12 protein-coding genes are annotated in these 14,038 nt (G+C 65.2%); 10 read left to right on the top strand and 2 right to left on the bottom strand.

Features of this window, described 5'->3' with window-relative positions; all coding sequences use genetic code 11:
- Nucleotides 1–19 precede the first annotated feature (19 nt).
- From B0919_RS23125 to B0919_RS23170, 10 genes are all read left to right on the top strand, one after another.
- Nucleotides 20–604 (top strand): anthranilate synthase component II, encoded by a 585-nt coding sequence (locus tag B0919_RS23125; protein ID WP_078014682.1) that lies wholly within the window; start codon nt 20–22, stop codon nt 602–604.
- A gap of 93 nt (nt 605–697) precedes the next feature.
- Nucleotides 698–1,693: an anthranilate phosphoribosyltransferase gene (trpD, locus tag B0919_RS23130; RefSeq protein ID WP_078014683.1), complete on the top strand. Its 996-nt coding sequence runs from the start codon at nt 698–700 to the stop codon at nt 1,691–1,693.
- An 81-nt stretch (nt 1,694–1,774) separates the two neighbouring features.
- Nucleotides 1,775–2,608 carry an indole-3-glycerol phosphate synthase TrpC gene (trpC, locus tag B0919_RS23135; RefSeq protein WP_078014684.1) on the top strand — a complete coding sequence of 278 codons (834 nt, stop codon included), beginning with the start codon at nt 1,775–1,777 and terminating at the stop codon, nt 2,606–2,608.
- Between the two features lie 13 nt (nt 2,609–2,621).
- Nucleotides 2,622–3,296, top strand: a complete 675-nt coding sequence (locus B0919_RS23140) for a phosphoribosylanthranilate isomerase (protein WP_078014685.1) — start codon at nt 2,622–2,624, stop codon at nt 3,294–3,296.
- 67 nt (nt 3,297–3,363) lie between these two features.
- Complete coding sequence (gene trpB / locus B0919_RS23145) at nt 3,364–4,551, top strand: tryptophan synthase subunit beta (RefSeq protein WP_078014686.1); 1,188 nt, start codon at nt 3,364–3,366, stop codon at nt 4,549–4,551.
- Between the two features lie 236 nt (nt 4,552–4,787).
- On the top strand, nt 4,788–5,570 hold the full coding sequence (gene trpA, locus B0919_RS23150; RefSeq protein WP_078014687.1) for a tryptophan synthase subunit alpha: 783 nt from the start codon (nt 4,788–4,790) through the stop codon (nt 5,568–5,570).
- A 45-nt stretch (nt 5,571–5,615) separates the two neighbouring features.
- Complete coding sequence (locus B0919_RS23155; protein ID WP_078014688.1) at nt 5,616–6,644, top strand: bifunctional 3-deoxy-7-phosphoheptulonate synthase/chorismate mutase; 1,029 nt, start codon at nt 5,616–5,618, stop codon at nt 6,642–6,644.
- A 109-nt stretch (nt 6,645–6,753) separates the two neighbouring features.
- A complete protein-coding gene (locus B0919_RS23160; RefSeq protein ID WP_078014689.1) occupies nt 6,754–8,100 on the top strand; it encodes a helix-turn-helix domain-containing protein in 1,347 nt (448 codons plus the stop codon).
- Nucleotides 8,101–8,161: 61 nt separating this feature from the next.
- Complete coding sequence (locus B0919_RS23165; protein ID WP_078014690.1) at nt 8,162–9,511, top strand: DoxX family protein; 1,350 nt, start codon at nt 8,162–8,164, stop codon at nt 9,509–9,511.
- A 260-nt stretch (nt 9,512–9,771) separates the two neighbouring features.
- A complete protein-coding gene (locus B0919_RS23170; RefSeq protein WP_078014691.1) occupies nt 9,772–10,503 on the top strand; it encodes a hypothetical protein in 732 nt (243 codons plus the stop codon).
- Nucleotides 10,504–10,582: 79 nt separating this feature from the next.
- On the opposite strand, the gene B0919_RS23175 is transcribed toward B0919_RS23170, so the two are convergent.
- Nucleotides 10,583–10,762, bottom strand: a complete 180-nt coding sequence (locus B0919_RS23175) for a PID-CTERM protein-sorting domain-containing protein (protein WP_078014692.1) — start codon at nt 10,760–10,762, stop codon at nt 10,583–10,585.
- A 113-nt stretch (nt 10,763–10,875) separates the two neighbouring features.
- Complete coding sequence (locus B0919_RS23180) at nt 10,876–13,827, bottom strand: nidogen-like domain-containing protein (RefSeq protein ID WP_139362340.1); 2,952 nt, start codon at nt 13,825–13,827, stop codon at nt 10,876–10,878.
- Nucleotides 13,828–14,038 lie beyond the last annotated feature (211 nt).

Raw genomic sequence — 14,038 nt, forward strand, 5'->3', positions numbered from 1 at the left:
ACTGCCAGCCGTTTTTGCGATGAACATCCTCGTTTTTGACAACTACGATTCCTTTACCTACAACCTCGTGCAGGTGCTGCGCGAGCTGGGCTACGGCGAGCAGCTGACCGTGCGCCGCAACGACCAGCTCGACCTCGACGAAGTGGACGCCTACGACGCGGTGCTGCTCTCGCCCGGCCCCGGCATTCCGTCGGAAGCTGGCCTGATGCCCGAGCTGATCCGCCGTTACGCACCCACCAAGCGCATTCTGGGCGTGTGCCTGGGCCACCAGGGCATTGCCGAAAGCTTCGGCGCCGAGCTGGTCAACCTCACCGATGTGCACCACGGCGTAGCCTCCGAAGCCACGGTGGCCGAGGCCGATGAGCGGCTGTTTCAGGGTCTGCCCGAGCGTTTTCGGGTGGGGCGCTACCACTCCTGGGCCGTGAAGCCCGGCTCCCTGCCCGAGTGCATCGAGGCCACGGCCTACGACGACGAGGGCGAAATCATGGCCCTGCGCCACAAAACCTACGACGTACGTGGGGTGCAGTTCCACCCCGAATCGGTGCTGACCGAACACGGCCACCAACTGCTCAAGAACTGGCTCGAAGGTGAAATTGTGAAGTAGTGAAATGGTGAATTGACCGACCAGTCATTTCGCCTTTCTATTCGGGGCCACGGCGCTCCTCACAAATTCACCACTCACAACTTCACCTCTATAATGAAAGATTTGCTCACCGCCCTGTTCGACCACCACACCCTGAACCGTAGCGAGGCTCATGCCCTGATGCTGCGCCTGGGGCAGGGCGAAGTGAACGACGCGGAAGCCGCTGCCCTGCTGACGGTGTTCCGCATGCGCCCCATCACCGTGCCCGAGCTGGCTGGCTTCCGCGACGCGCTGCTGGAGCTGTGCCGCGACCCGGAGCTGGGCACCCACGAGGTGCTCGACATCGTGGGCACGGGCGGCGACGGCAAGGAAACGCTCAACATCAGCACCCTGGCCAGCTTCGTGGTGGCTGGGGCCGGCTACAAGGTGGTGAAGCACGGCAACTTCGGCGTCTCGTCGTCGGTAGGGGCGTCCAACATCCTGGCCTACTTCGGCTACGACTTCGACGCTACGCCGGACCACATGCGCCGGCTGCTCGATTCGGCCGGTATCTGCTTTCTGCACGCGCCGGCCTTTCACCCGGCCATGCGCCGCGTAGCGCCTGTGCGCCGCGACCTGGGCGTGCGTACCTTCTTCAACATGCTCGGCCCGCTGATCAACCCGGCCCGGCCGGTGGCGCAGGTGCTGGGTGTGTACAGCCTGGAATTGCTACGCCTCTACCAGTATCTGCTGCAGGAAAGCGGCACCCGCTACGCCGTGGTGCACGCCCTCGACGGCTACGACGAGCTGAGCCTCACCGGCGAGGCAAAAATTGCCACCTCCGAGGGTGGTGAGCGGCTGCTGACGGCGGCCGCGCTCGGCCTACCGGTGTGCCGCGCCGAAGACCTCGTGGGCGGCCGCTCGGTAGAAGGCTCCGCCCGCATCTTCCGCGACGTGCTCGACGGCAAAGGCACCCGCCCGCAGTGCGATGTGGTGGCCGCCAACGCCGCCATGGGCATCTGCTGCATCAACCCCCGGATGTCCTTGCCCGACGCGCTGGAAGCCGCCTACGAATCCCTGGACTCGGGCCGCGCCCGCCACGCCTTTCTGACGCTGCTCAATACCAAATAGCCGCCGCTGCGCCGGCTTTTCTTTGAAACTCCATCACTCCAAATTCCCCAACGCTGCCCGCCCGGGCCAGGGGAGAGGCTTATGAATAACACCGTTGCCCCCGCCGACGTGCTTGCCCGCATCGTGGCGCACAAGCGCCAGGAAGTAGCCGAACGCCGCGAACTGGTGCCCGAAAAGCTGCTTGAACGTAGCCAGTACATCGACTCGCCTACCTTGTCGCTGCGCGGCTACCTGCGCCGGCCCGAGCTGAGCGGCATCATCGCCGAGTTCAAGCGCCGCTCGCCCTCCAAGGGCTGGATCAACGAGTTTGCGCAGGTGGAGCGCACCACGCTGGGCTACATGCAGGCCGGCGCTTCGGCCCTGTCGGTGCTCACCGATACCGAGTTCTTCGGCGGCCGCAACGAGGACCTGACTACCGCCCGCCGCTTCAACCTGTGCCCTATCCTGCGCAAGGACTTCGTGGTGGATGCCTACCAGCTGCTCGAAGCCCGCAGCATCGGGGCCGACGCCGTGCTGCTGATTGCCAGCGTGCTGAGCCCGCAGCAGGTGCGCCAGCTGGGCCGGCAGGCTCAGGACCTCGGCCTGGAAGTGCTGCTGGAAGTACATGACGCACAGGAGCTGCACCGCACCCTCGACGTAGCCTTGGATGCCGTGAACCTGGTGGGCGTGAACAACCGCGACCTGCGCGACTTCTCTGTCAGCATCGAGCGCAGCCTGGAGCTGGTGGAACAGCTGCCCGCTCACCTGGGCCGCGTGGCCGAAAGCGGCCTGCGCACCGCCCAGGACATTTTGCGCCTGCGTCAGGCCGGTTTCGACGGTTTCCTCATCGGGGAAACCTTCATGCGCAACAGCCGCCCGGAGCGCGCCTGCGCCACCCTAGTGCAGCAGCTGCGCGAACTATCCGCCGGTCGCTAGCCTTATCTGCGCTATGACGCTGACTGCCTCTTCCTCGGCCCCAACGCTGCCCGCTCCGCGGCCTGACCGACCCTTATTAAAGGTGTGCGGGCTGAAGTACCCGGCCAATGTGGCCGCCGTGGCCGCGCTGCCGATGGACATGCTCGGCTTCATCTTCGCCCCGAAGTCGCCGCGCTTTGCGCTCAAGTCCTTGGATGCCGCGCAGATGCGGGCTTTGCCAGTGACCAAAGTGGGCGTGTTCGTAAACGAGGCGCCCGCCGTTATCCGCCGCATTGCCCTGCACTTTGGCCTCACGGCCGTGCAGCTGCACGGGCAGGAAAGCCCAGCCGTATGCGCCGAATTGCGCGCCGCCGGGCTGCCGGTGCTCAAGGCCATTGGAGTAGGAGCGGAGTTGCACTTGCAGCAGCTCGAAGCCTACGCACCGCACTGCGACTACTTCGTATTTGACACGAAAGGGCCCGCGGCGGGCGGCAACGGTACCGCCTTCGACTGGCAGCTGCTGCGCGGCTATAGCCTGTCCACGCCCTACCTGCTGGCCGGTGGCCTGGGGCCGGATAACGTCGCTGCGCTGCGTGAGCTGCACCTGCCCGGCTTGGCCGGTTTCGACATCAACAGCCGGGTGGAGCAGGAGCCAGGGCTGAAGAATACTGCTTTGATTCAGGAGTTTATCAGCGAATTGCGGGGCTAGGGTTTCGATCTGGGCCAGCCGGTGGTGCTGCTCCCAGCACCCCGATAACCGAACAACCACACCTTCCATGAGCCAATACCAACCCTCCGCCCGCGGCTACTACGGCCAGTTCGGCGGCGCCTTTATCCCCGAAATGCTCTACCCCAACGTGGAAGAGCTGCGGGAGCAATACCTCGACATCCTGGCCGACCCGGCCTTTCAGCAGGAGTACCAGCAGCTGCTGCGCGACTACGTGGGCCGGCCCACGCCGCTGTTCCGCGCCGACCGCCTCTCGCAGAAGTACGGCGCCGCCATCTACCTCAAGCGCGAGGACCTTTGCCACACCGGTGCCCACAAGGTGAACAACACCGTGGGGCAGATCTTGCTGGCCGAGCGCCTGGGCAAAAAGCGCATCATCGCCGAAACCGGCGCCGGGCAGCACGGCGTGGCCACCGCCACGGTGTGCGCCCTGCGCGGTCTGGAGTGCGTGGTGTACATGGGCGCCGTGGACATGGAGCGCCAGAAGCCCAACGTAGCCCGCATGCGCATGCTGGGCGCCGAGGTGCGGCCCGCCGTCAGCGGCTCGCAGACGCTCAAGGATGCCACCAACGAGGCCATCCGCGACTGGATCAGCAACCCCACCGACACGCACTACATTATCGGCTCGGTGGTGGGCCCGCACCCGTATCCCGACCTGGTGGCCCGGCTGCAGTCGGTTATCAGCGAGGAAATGCGTCGGCAGCTACTCGATCAGGCCGGCCGTGAGTTGCCCGATTACGTGGTGGCCTGCGTGGGCGGCGGTTCCAACGCCGCCGGCGCCTTTTACCACTTCCTCGACGAGCCCGCCGTGCAGCTGGTAGCCGTAGAAGCTGCCGGCCACGGCGTGGATACCGATAAATCAGCCGCTACCTCGGTGCTGGGCCGCCCGGGCATCATCCACGGCAGCCGCACGCTGCTGATGCAGGACGAGCACGGCCAGATTACCGAGCCACACTCGATTTCCGCCGGCCTCGATTATCCGGGCATCGGGCCGCTGCACGCCTTCCTGGCCGATTCGGGCCGCGCTCGGTTCATCAGCATCACCGACGCCGACGCCCTGCAGGCTGCCCAGCTGGTAAGCCGCCTCGAAGGCATCATCCCGGCCCTGGAAACGGCCCACGCCTTCGCCGCCCTGGAGCAGATGGACCTGAAGCCCACGGACGTGGTAGTGGTGAACCTCTCCGGCCGCGGCGACAAAGACCTGGATACCTACCTGCGCGAGCTGCACCTGGCCTGATGCCCGGCGGCAAATCGACCTATCGATTTGTCCCGGATAATAGGTCGATTTTAAAAAACGACCTGTCGTTTTGCCCCGGACATACCGTTGTCCTGCCCGTGAGATACGCACGTCACCCCGATGACAACGGTGTGTCACGCCGGCCAGGCCGCCGCGCCGGCGCCGCCCGTCAATCGTCCACAACCGAAGGAAAGCGGAGCTAAAATCCGTGACATCCGTCAAATCCGCCCCAATCCGTGATTAACCGCTTCGCCGACCTGCTGGCCCGCAAGCCCAGCGGCCTGCTCAACCTCTACATCACTGCCGGCTACCCCACGCTGCACGACACGATGCCGCTGCTGCGCACCCTGGCCGAGGCCGGCGCCGACATCCTTGAAATCGGCGTGCCCTTTTCCGACCCGCTGGCCGACGGCCCGGTCATTCAGCAAACCAGCACCGTGGCCCTGCGCAACGGTATGACGCTGAAGCTGCTGCTGCAGGAGCTGCAAGGCATCCGCGAGTACCTGCCTGATACGCCACTACTGCTCATGGGCTACCTCAACCCCGTGCTGCAGCTGGGCATGGAGGAGTTCTGCCGCCAGGCCGCCGCGGCCGGTATCGACGGCGTGATTCTGCCCGATCTACCGGCCGAAGAGTACGCGGAGTTCTACCAGGAGACGTTCCGCAAGTACAACCTGCGCAAGGTCTTCCTCATCACCCCGCAAACTTCCGAAGCGCGCATTCGCCGCCTCGATGAGCTCAGCGAAGCTTTCCTGTACCTGGTATCGGGTCCGGGCCTGACGGGCGGCAACCAGACCGCCGACCAATCGGTCCAGCAGGCCTATCTGCAGCGCGTGGAGGCCCTGAACCTGCGCAACCCGCGCCTCGTGGGCTTCGGCATTGCCGACAAAGCATCCTTCAACAACGCCTGCCAGCACGCCAACGGCGCCATCATCGGCTCGGCGCTGCTGCGCGCCCTCGACGGCGCCGCCGACCCGCACCAGGCTGCCCGCGCGTTTGTACAACGCATCCGCGGCTAGCGCTACTTGCCGCCCGGTGCTTCTTTTCTCTTCCGACCTCGTCTTATGATCATTCATCTCGAACCCAACCTCTCGCCCGCCGCGCAGGATGCCTTGGTGGCTCAGCTGCGCGAGTTGCGCTTCAAAGTCACGCCCGTGCGCACTCAGCGCGCCGCTTACCTGGTCGCCCTCGGCCCCAAAGACGTGGACATTCGCCGCATCGGGGCCCTGCCCAACGTGCGCGACGTGCACCGCGTGTCCGACGACTACAAGCTGGTGTCGCGCAAATGGCGCGTGCACCCCACCGTGCTTGACCTCGGCGACGGTATTCACCTCGGCGAAGGCTCGCTGAGCATCGTGGGCGGGCCGTGCAGCATCGAGAGCGAGGCGCAGATGGAGGCCGTGATGCAGCACCTGGTAGCCAATGGCGTGCGCATGATGCGCGGCGGCGTGTTCAAGCCCCGTTCGTCGCCGTACTCCTTCCGCGGGCTAGGCCTGGAGGGCCTGCGCGACTTCTACCGGCTGGCCCGGCAGTACGGTCTGCGCATCATCACCGAGGTGATGCAGGTGTCGCAGGTGGAAGAGATGCACGATTACGTGGACGTGTTCCAGGTCGGCGCCCGCAACACCCAGAACTTCAACCTGCTCGACGCCCTCGGGCAAGTGGATAAGCCGGTGCTGCTGAAGCGCGGCATCTCGGGCACCATCGAAGAGCTGTTGCACTCGGCCGAGTACATTTTCTCGGGTGGCAACGAGGACATCATCCTCTGCGAGCGGGGCATCCGTACCTTCGAAACGGCCTCGCGCAATACCCTGGATCTGAACGCCGTGCCCATCCTGAAGGAGAAGACCCACCTGCCCGTGTTCGTCGACCCCTCGCACGGCATCGGCATCCGCAGCCACGTGGCCCCGCTGGCCCTGGCTGGCGTCATGGCCGGCGCCGACGGCATCCTCTACGAAACCGCCCCCGTGCCCGAGCGTGCCGCATCCGACGGGCAGCAGACGCTGGATTTCGCCGAATCGGCCCGCTTGGTGGAGGCCCTGCGCCGCACTTACGCCCTGCGCCAAGAACTGACCGAGCTGGAGCTGGTGTAGGGCTTGCTTTGCGCATTCTGACGGAACCCCGACCTGGCTGCAGGCCGGGGTTCTGCGCTTTCGGCCCTCTGCATTTGGAGGCCGGCACGCCAGCCCCGTCCTTCGCGGCATGCCGTTCACGTTCAGTGTGTATAGTAGTCTGCTGCTGCCCTTCTTCGTGCAGGGCGTGGTGGTCAGTGCGGTGTTGCTGCTGCGTCGTCGGCAGCACGGCACCCCGGCCGACGGCTGGCTAGCCCTGCTACTGCTGCTAAGCACGGCCCGGCTGGCGCAGTGGATGCTGGGCTTCGCCGGCTGGTACGACTCGCACGACGCCTACAGCACCTTCATGTTCTACTTCCCGTTCAGCAACTGGCTGGCGGTCGGGCCGGCGCTGTACTTTTACTTCCGTAGCCTCACCAACCAGGAGTTCCGCTTCCGGCGGCGCGACGGGTGGCATTTCGCCCCGGCGCTGCTGTACTTGGCGTGCCGGCTCGGCATCTGGCTTTACGATATCGGCTGGCAATACGGGGTACTGGGCCAGCCGTTGCCGGGGCACTTCGGCACCAAAGGCGTGCTGGCAACCGGGCTCGACGGCTCCTTCCTCGGCTACCTGTCCGAAGCCTTGGGCTACGCGCTGACGGTGGCCTACGCCTTGCTGACGCTGCGCGACTACCGGGCCTACCGCCGCTACCTCAACGATAATTTTTCCGACACCGAGCGCCTGCGCTTCGGTTGGCTGCGCAACGTGCTGCTGGCCATTCCCGCCGGCCTGCTGGTGACGCTGGCTTTCGAACTGTTCAACTCGGCCGTGAGCGAGCTGGACTACTACCAAGTCTGGTACGACTACTTTTTCACCGGGCTGCTGATCTATTACTTAAGCATTGCCGGCTTGTTAGCCAACCACCACCTCACCGCACCCTTGCACTTCCAGCCCGCGGTGCCCGAACCAGCTCCTGTGCCCCCGCTGCCCGTTGCCCCGCCGCCCGCGGCAGAAGCAGAACCGGTTCTGCCCGAGCCGCAGCCGCAGCCTTTCGCCGAGCTACAAGCCACCGTCGTTACCGTGCCGACAGCAGTGGCCGCGCCCGTTTCCGCTGTCGACGACCCTGAATTGCCCCGCTGGACCGAGCGGCTGCGGCGGCACATGCAGGACCAGCAGCCCTACCTCGCGCCCGAGCTGACTCTGGGCGAGCTGGCCGCGCAGCTGCGCACGAACACCTCATGGTTGTCGCGCGTCATCAACGCCGGCTGCGGGCAGAACTTCAACGATTTTGTGAACGAGTACCGGGTGCGCGAGGCCGAGCAGAAGCTGCGTGACCCGAGGTTCGTGCACTACACCCTGCTGGCCGTGGCCCTGGAGTCGGGCTTCAACTCCAAGTCTACTTTCAACCGGGTGTTCAAAAAGCTGATGGGTGAAACCCCCAGTGAAGCGGCCCAACGGCTCAAATCACAACCTGGGGCGTCCCGAATCATAAGCTGAAACGCTTCGGCGCGGGCATTAGGACAGTTTTGGGCTGTTCAATCAACCCCCATACCGCGCCATGAAAAAGCTGCTGTTTTCCGCCACCCCGTTGCCCAGTCGCGCCACCGATGTGGGCTGGCTGCTGTTTCGCCTGCACCTGGGCCTTTCCATTGCCATCGGGGCGGGCTGGTCCAAGCTCATCCACCTGAGCACCACCCGCGACCTGGTCAAGCTCATGGCGCAGCCCGGCCACCTGACTACGCCCGATTGGTTTGTGCAGCAAGTGGCGCAGCTGGGCTTCACGTTTCCCTCGCCCTACTTCTGGGCCGCACTGACTGTATGGGGCGAGTTTGTGGGCGGGTTGCTGGTGGCCTTGGGCTTGAGCACCCGCCTGGCGGCCGCGCAGTTAGCCGTGCAGTTCATGGTCATTGCCTTCTTTTGGTACGATTCGCCCGAACCGGTGCTCGGCATGTACTACCAGCAGCTGTTGTTTTGGGCCTTCATAGCCGTGGCTGCGGTTGGGCCGGGGCGCTACTCGCTGGATTATTGGCTGATGCGCCCGCACGTGGTGTCATCAGCTGCGAGTTCCTTCGTAGGCTGGTCCAAGCCAGCTGCGGCTACGCTGGTGCTGGTATTGCTGCTGTCAACCGGTGCCTGCTGGGCCGGCGGCGTGCATTCCGATTTGTCGCTGGAGCCAGGCAAGGTATTTGTGCTCGGCGGCGGACAACCCGGCCCGTTCCGCGTCGTGGCCCGCAACGTGGGGCGCGTGAGCGTGGAAGTGCAGGAGCGGCTGGCCGATGGGGCGGTGGCCGCCAAAGCTATTTTGGTACCCGGGCAGCGGGCCACCCTGACTTTTGGCGTCGGCTCGGCCGCGCTGCTGCGCAATGCGTCGGCGCAGCTGGCCCGGCTCGATCTGCGCATCAGCGGCACCCCCGGGCTCAGTATGGGCTACGCCAGCCAAGCACCGCAGCTTTCTGCCCCGCCCAGCACCAGCGTAGCGGACTTTCGCCCGTTGCTGCGTTACGACTGGCGCGGCACGCTCACCTACCTGGACTACCGTACCCAACGCCCGGTCACGCTGGTGACTCAGCTCAACGGCATGCTGGCCCAGGCGCAGGAGCTGGTGCTCGACTACCAATATCAGGAGCCGGAAGGCGGAGTAGTCAAAGGCTTCGACCGCCTTCGCCTGCTGCCCGATGGCACCGGGCTGGAGTGGGACGGGCTGCTAATGCGCCTGCAGCAGCGCGAGCAACTGCCCAACGGCACCTTGCGGCTGGTGCTGGAAGGAGAGGGGCAAGATGACAACCGCGCAGCTGTCATCCGCCGCACGGTGCTCATTGCGGAGCGGCAGTGCAGCATCCGCAAGGAAGTACGCTTCGCCGAGGCGGCCGACTTCCTACAGCGCAACGAATATCGGTTTACCCGCTGAGTGGTACCCAAAAGCCTTTTTATTGGCTTGAACCCGGAAAGACTTGCACCGACGGGAATTCCTGCTACCTTTGTAGCAATCATGCTGCACCAGTCCATTAAATGCAATTTTATGCTGCAGGTCCGCCCCGCCACTGGGGACGGAGCCGTGCCGTTGCATTAATGTCCGGATGATGAGGCCACCGCAGCTAACATACCCGACCTGAAATCAACCAAGCCCGGCTCCGTCCCACGGAGGCCGGGCTTTTTTTCTACCTACCGATGAACGCCCATCACCGCTACACTGCCGAAGACCAACTCGTGTGGAAAGTTCTCTTCGACCGTCAGACTGCCCTGCTACACCGCCGGGCGGCCGCGCCCTTCGTGGCCGGGCTGAACCGGCTTGGGCTCACGCGCGACGCCGCGCCCGAGCTCGACGAGCTCAGCCAGCGCCTGCGCCGCCTTACCGGCTGGGAAGTAGTAGCTGCGCCCGGCCGCGTCGACGACCGGACCTTTCTGGGCCTGCTGGCCCAGCGGCAGTTTCCCGTTACGCGGTGGGTGCGTTCGATGCAGTTCTTCGATTACCATTCCGGCCCCGACCTGTTCCACGACGCGTTCGGTCACCTGCCGCTGCTTTCCGATGCGGAGTGGGCCGCGTGGCTGGAGCACTTCGGGCAGGTAGCGCGCCGTCACCTCCACGACGACCACGCCGTGGAGCAGCTGGTACGGCTGTTCTGGCGCACCGCCGAGTTTGGGCTGACGCAGGAAGCCGATGGGCTGCGCGTGTACGGTGCCGGGCTGCTCTCGTCGGCGGCGGAGCTGCACTACTGCCTCAGCGCCGAGGCCTCGCGCCAACCGCTGGACGTCACGGCTGCCCTGGCTGCTCCCATCATCCGCGACGGGTTCCAGCAGCTTTATTTTGTGTTGCCGAACTGGACGGAGCTGGCCGACGCCACGGCTGAACTGGCCGTGCAGCTGACAGCGCCCGTGGCGCAGGAACAGTCACTGCGCTAGTAAAAGTGTTAGTGTGCATCAACGACAAGGCCCGCACCAGATGGCGCGGGCCTTGTCGTTGATGGAAGAGCCGGAGAGGCTAACGGCGGCGCAGTTGACGGTAGCCCAACAGCCCGGCCGCAGCCAGCAGGGCCGAGGCCCCGCCGTCGATGGGAACGGCCGTGGGGTCGGGCGCGGGGCCCGGTACGGGGCCGCCCGAGCCTGGGCCTTGCGCGGCAGCGGGTTGACTGAGCCAACCGCTAATGAGCAGGACCAGCATACAGCCGCCGGTACGAAAAGCAGTGGTAGAAAGACGCATAAATCTGAAAGCTAGGCGACGATGAAAAAGAAGGGGGCAGGTCGGATTTGGCCTGCACCCCTTCCCGGTAAGAGTTATTCGATGACGACGCGCTTGGTAACAGCGCCTTCCGGCAGGGCTACTCGCAGGCTGTACACACCCCGGGCCAGGCGGCCAAGGTCAAGGGCCTGGGCCTGGGCACCGCGGGTGGCGGGCAGTACCTGGCGCAGCACCTGCTGGCCCAGGGCGTTGATCAGCACCGCCTCAACCGGGCGCTGGCTTACCGGTACGCTGAGCCACAGCTGCTGGTGAGCCGGGTTCGGGAATACCGAAACCTGCGCGCCGACCTGGCTCGGGGACGTAGCCAAGGGACGAGCCGCGTTGAAGAGCAGGGAGAAGCGCGGGCCGGAAAGGGAAGCATCCGCCGTAAACGTATAAGCCGTTTGCGGAGCCAGCGTCGTGAGGGAGCCGGTGAGAGCGTCGCGAAGCTGCACCGTCACGCCGGCGGGCAGGTTTAGCAGCTCATCGGCGCGCAGCGTGTAGGTGCCGGCGCGGGCCACGCGCACCACCAGCGGCAGCGTTACCGGCGCGTTGCCCAGCAGCGGCAGGCCATTGATGGCCAGCGGGCCCGTCGGCTCGTCCAATGCCAGCAGCACGTTGTTGCCTGCCACAAGCTTGGGCGCGTCAAAGGCCGGGTCGAAGCCGGGGGTAGCGCCGTTCTCGAAGTACACGGCCAGTTGATCGTCTGCCCCGGCGCCGCTCAGGCCGAGCTGCAGCAGCGTGCGGCTTTCGGTGCTGGCGGTGCGCTGCAGCGCTACGTTGGAGTAGGTGGTGCTGCGGACGGCGTTGTTCAGGTTGATGGTGGCGCTGCCGCCAGCCGTAGCGGTACGCACGAAGAAGCCCTGGCCCAGCGGAATGATGTTGGTGCCCCCGTTGGTGCTTACCCCGTTGACGAAGCTCGCGTACGAACCCGTATACTGGCCCGTCGATTTGTAGACGTGCACGGCGTTTTCAAGGCCAGTAGAGTTGGCAAACACTTGGTTCCAGTCGATGGGCGCGGGGTAGGGGTTGCCCACCATGTGCCAGCCGGCCTGCGCGGCGGTGCTGCGGCCGAGGCCTGTGAGGCTCACGCCGCCGTTGCCGAGCACGCCGACGAAATCGATGGTTTGCCCGGCGGAAAGGTTGACGGTGTAGCCGCGGCCCGCTACCATGGCGTCGCCAGGGCTGCTGGGCGATACCCAACCATTGTCAAAATCAGCCGTAGCGCCGTTGAGCGTGAGGGGGACGCGGCCTTGGTCGTAGTAAAAAATATTTGGGAAGGGGGTTACCGTGCCAGGGTTAGTAGCACCGTTGTAAGCCGGGTTCACCACCGGCGAGAAGCCCGCCGCTGCCAAATCGGCGAGGGTGGTGCTGCTGACCGGCGCGGAGAGGTGGCGGTAGCCGAGGCCGGCGTTCAGGCTCAGGCTGATGTAGCGCTGCACCGTGGCCGCGCCGCTGACGGCCGCCGCGCCGTTGTTGACCACCATGGCCGTATTGCTGGCGGTGGAGAGCAGCGTGAGGTTGCCGTTGGAGGTCAGGTTGCCGTTCAGGGTCAGCAGGCGCGCTACATTCAGCCGCGTGCTGAGCTGCACGCCGGCGGTACCCACCGTCACGTCGCTCATGTTCACGGCGCTGCTGCCGCCGAAGGTCTGGGCGCTGCTGCCCGTGGTAGTCAGCGCGCCGGCCCCACTGATGGTGCCGTTGTTGGTAAGGTTGCCGCCCAGGCTAAGCGTGCCGCCGCTGGCCACCGTGAGCGAAGCCCCGCTGGCTACGGTAAAGGCGCGCGCCGCAGCGCTGCTGCTGAGTACCGGCATATTGGGCACGCCGGCCGGGATGACCACGTTGTCGCTGGCGGTGGGTACCACGTTGCTGCTCCAGTTGGCCGGGTTGGTGTACACCGTGCTCACGGCGCCCGTCCATTGCCCGTTGGCTACCGGCGGATTGACCACTACGTTGAGCGTGAATACGGATTGTGCCGGCGCGGGCAGCCCGTTGTCGGTGGCGGTGAAGGTCACGGCCGTGGTGCCGACGTTGCAGGCGCTGCCCGTGACGGTGAACGTCAGGTTCGGGTTCGTTCCCCCGTTGCCCGATACCGGGGCCGAGGCGTTGCACAATCCGTTCAGGTTGGTGGTAACGCTGACGGTCTGGTTGGTTTCGGGACCGGAAAACTGCATCGGCAGGGTTACCGTTTGGCCCTGATTGACCGTGATGGTGCTGCCGGCGGGCAGGCCCGCTACTGCGGGCGGCGTGTTGCCCACGCCCCGTACCTGGTAGCCCAGGCACTGGCCGTCCAGCCAGCTGATGCCGCCCGGGTCGCCCACGTTCGGGATGTTGGGCGCCTGGGTGGTGTTGAGGTTGAAGCGGCCCGTCTGAATGAAGTCTACGTTGTTGCCACGGTTGGCGCCCACTGTGGCGGGAATACCATCAAAGCCATTCACACCGTTCGAGGCGCTGCCCGTGGTCCACTGCATGTCGTCGTACGCAATGATGACGTCGTTGCCGGTGAAGCCGGGGGCCGTGTTGGCTTTGATGATGAGTTGGAAGGTGTTCTTCTTGTCGGCTGCCACATTGTAGTAGCCCACACGGTTCCAGGTCACCACCAGGCGGTCGGGGTACACCTTGTACCACACGCTGCCGCTGCCGGGCGCCCGCGTGTCAACGTCGGCCCAGAAGGCGGCCACCATGGGCGTGCCGATGGGAAAGCCCTGCGCGTTGAATGAGTTCAGCGGCGCGTCGAAGGTGATGTTGCCGTTGGTGTTGATGTACACCGTGTTGTAATTGGTACCAAAGAGCGAAAAATTCCAGCCCAGCGGTACGGCCTGGGAGGAGTTGTCGTCTTCGCGCGGCACCATGCTCCAGCCGCCGGCGGCCGTGGTGTCGAACGGTTCAAAGCAAGCCGGCCGGGCCGTCGTACGGAAGGCCGGCGTGGCGGCGGCCTTGGAGCGGGTGGGCTGGTTGTTAATCAGGCGCAGCTTGCGGGCCGCGTACAGCGGGTCGGTAGCAGCCATGCTACGCAGCTGCGTTTCCAGCAAGCGTTGCTGTTGTGGCGACTCAGACCGAGTGGACGATGGGGCCACAGGACGGTGCTGTGCCTGCATCGTGCCTGTAGCCAAGCCCGAAAGCAGCGCGGAGCCGAGTACCCGGGCTAATAATCGAGTAAATGTGGACATACCAGAACGTAATGGTGGGGGGAGATGAACGTGGAGGGCTGCAAAAAGC

Source organism: Hymenobacter sp. CRA2, from assembly GCF_002007105.1.
Lineage (GTDB): Bacteria > Bacteroidota > Bacteroidia > Cytophagales > Hymenobacteraceae > Solirubrum.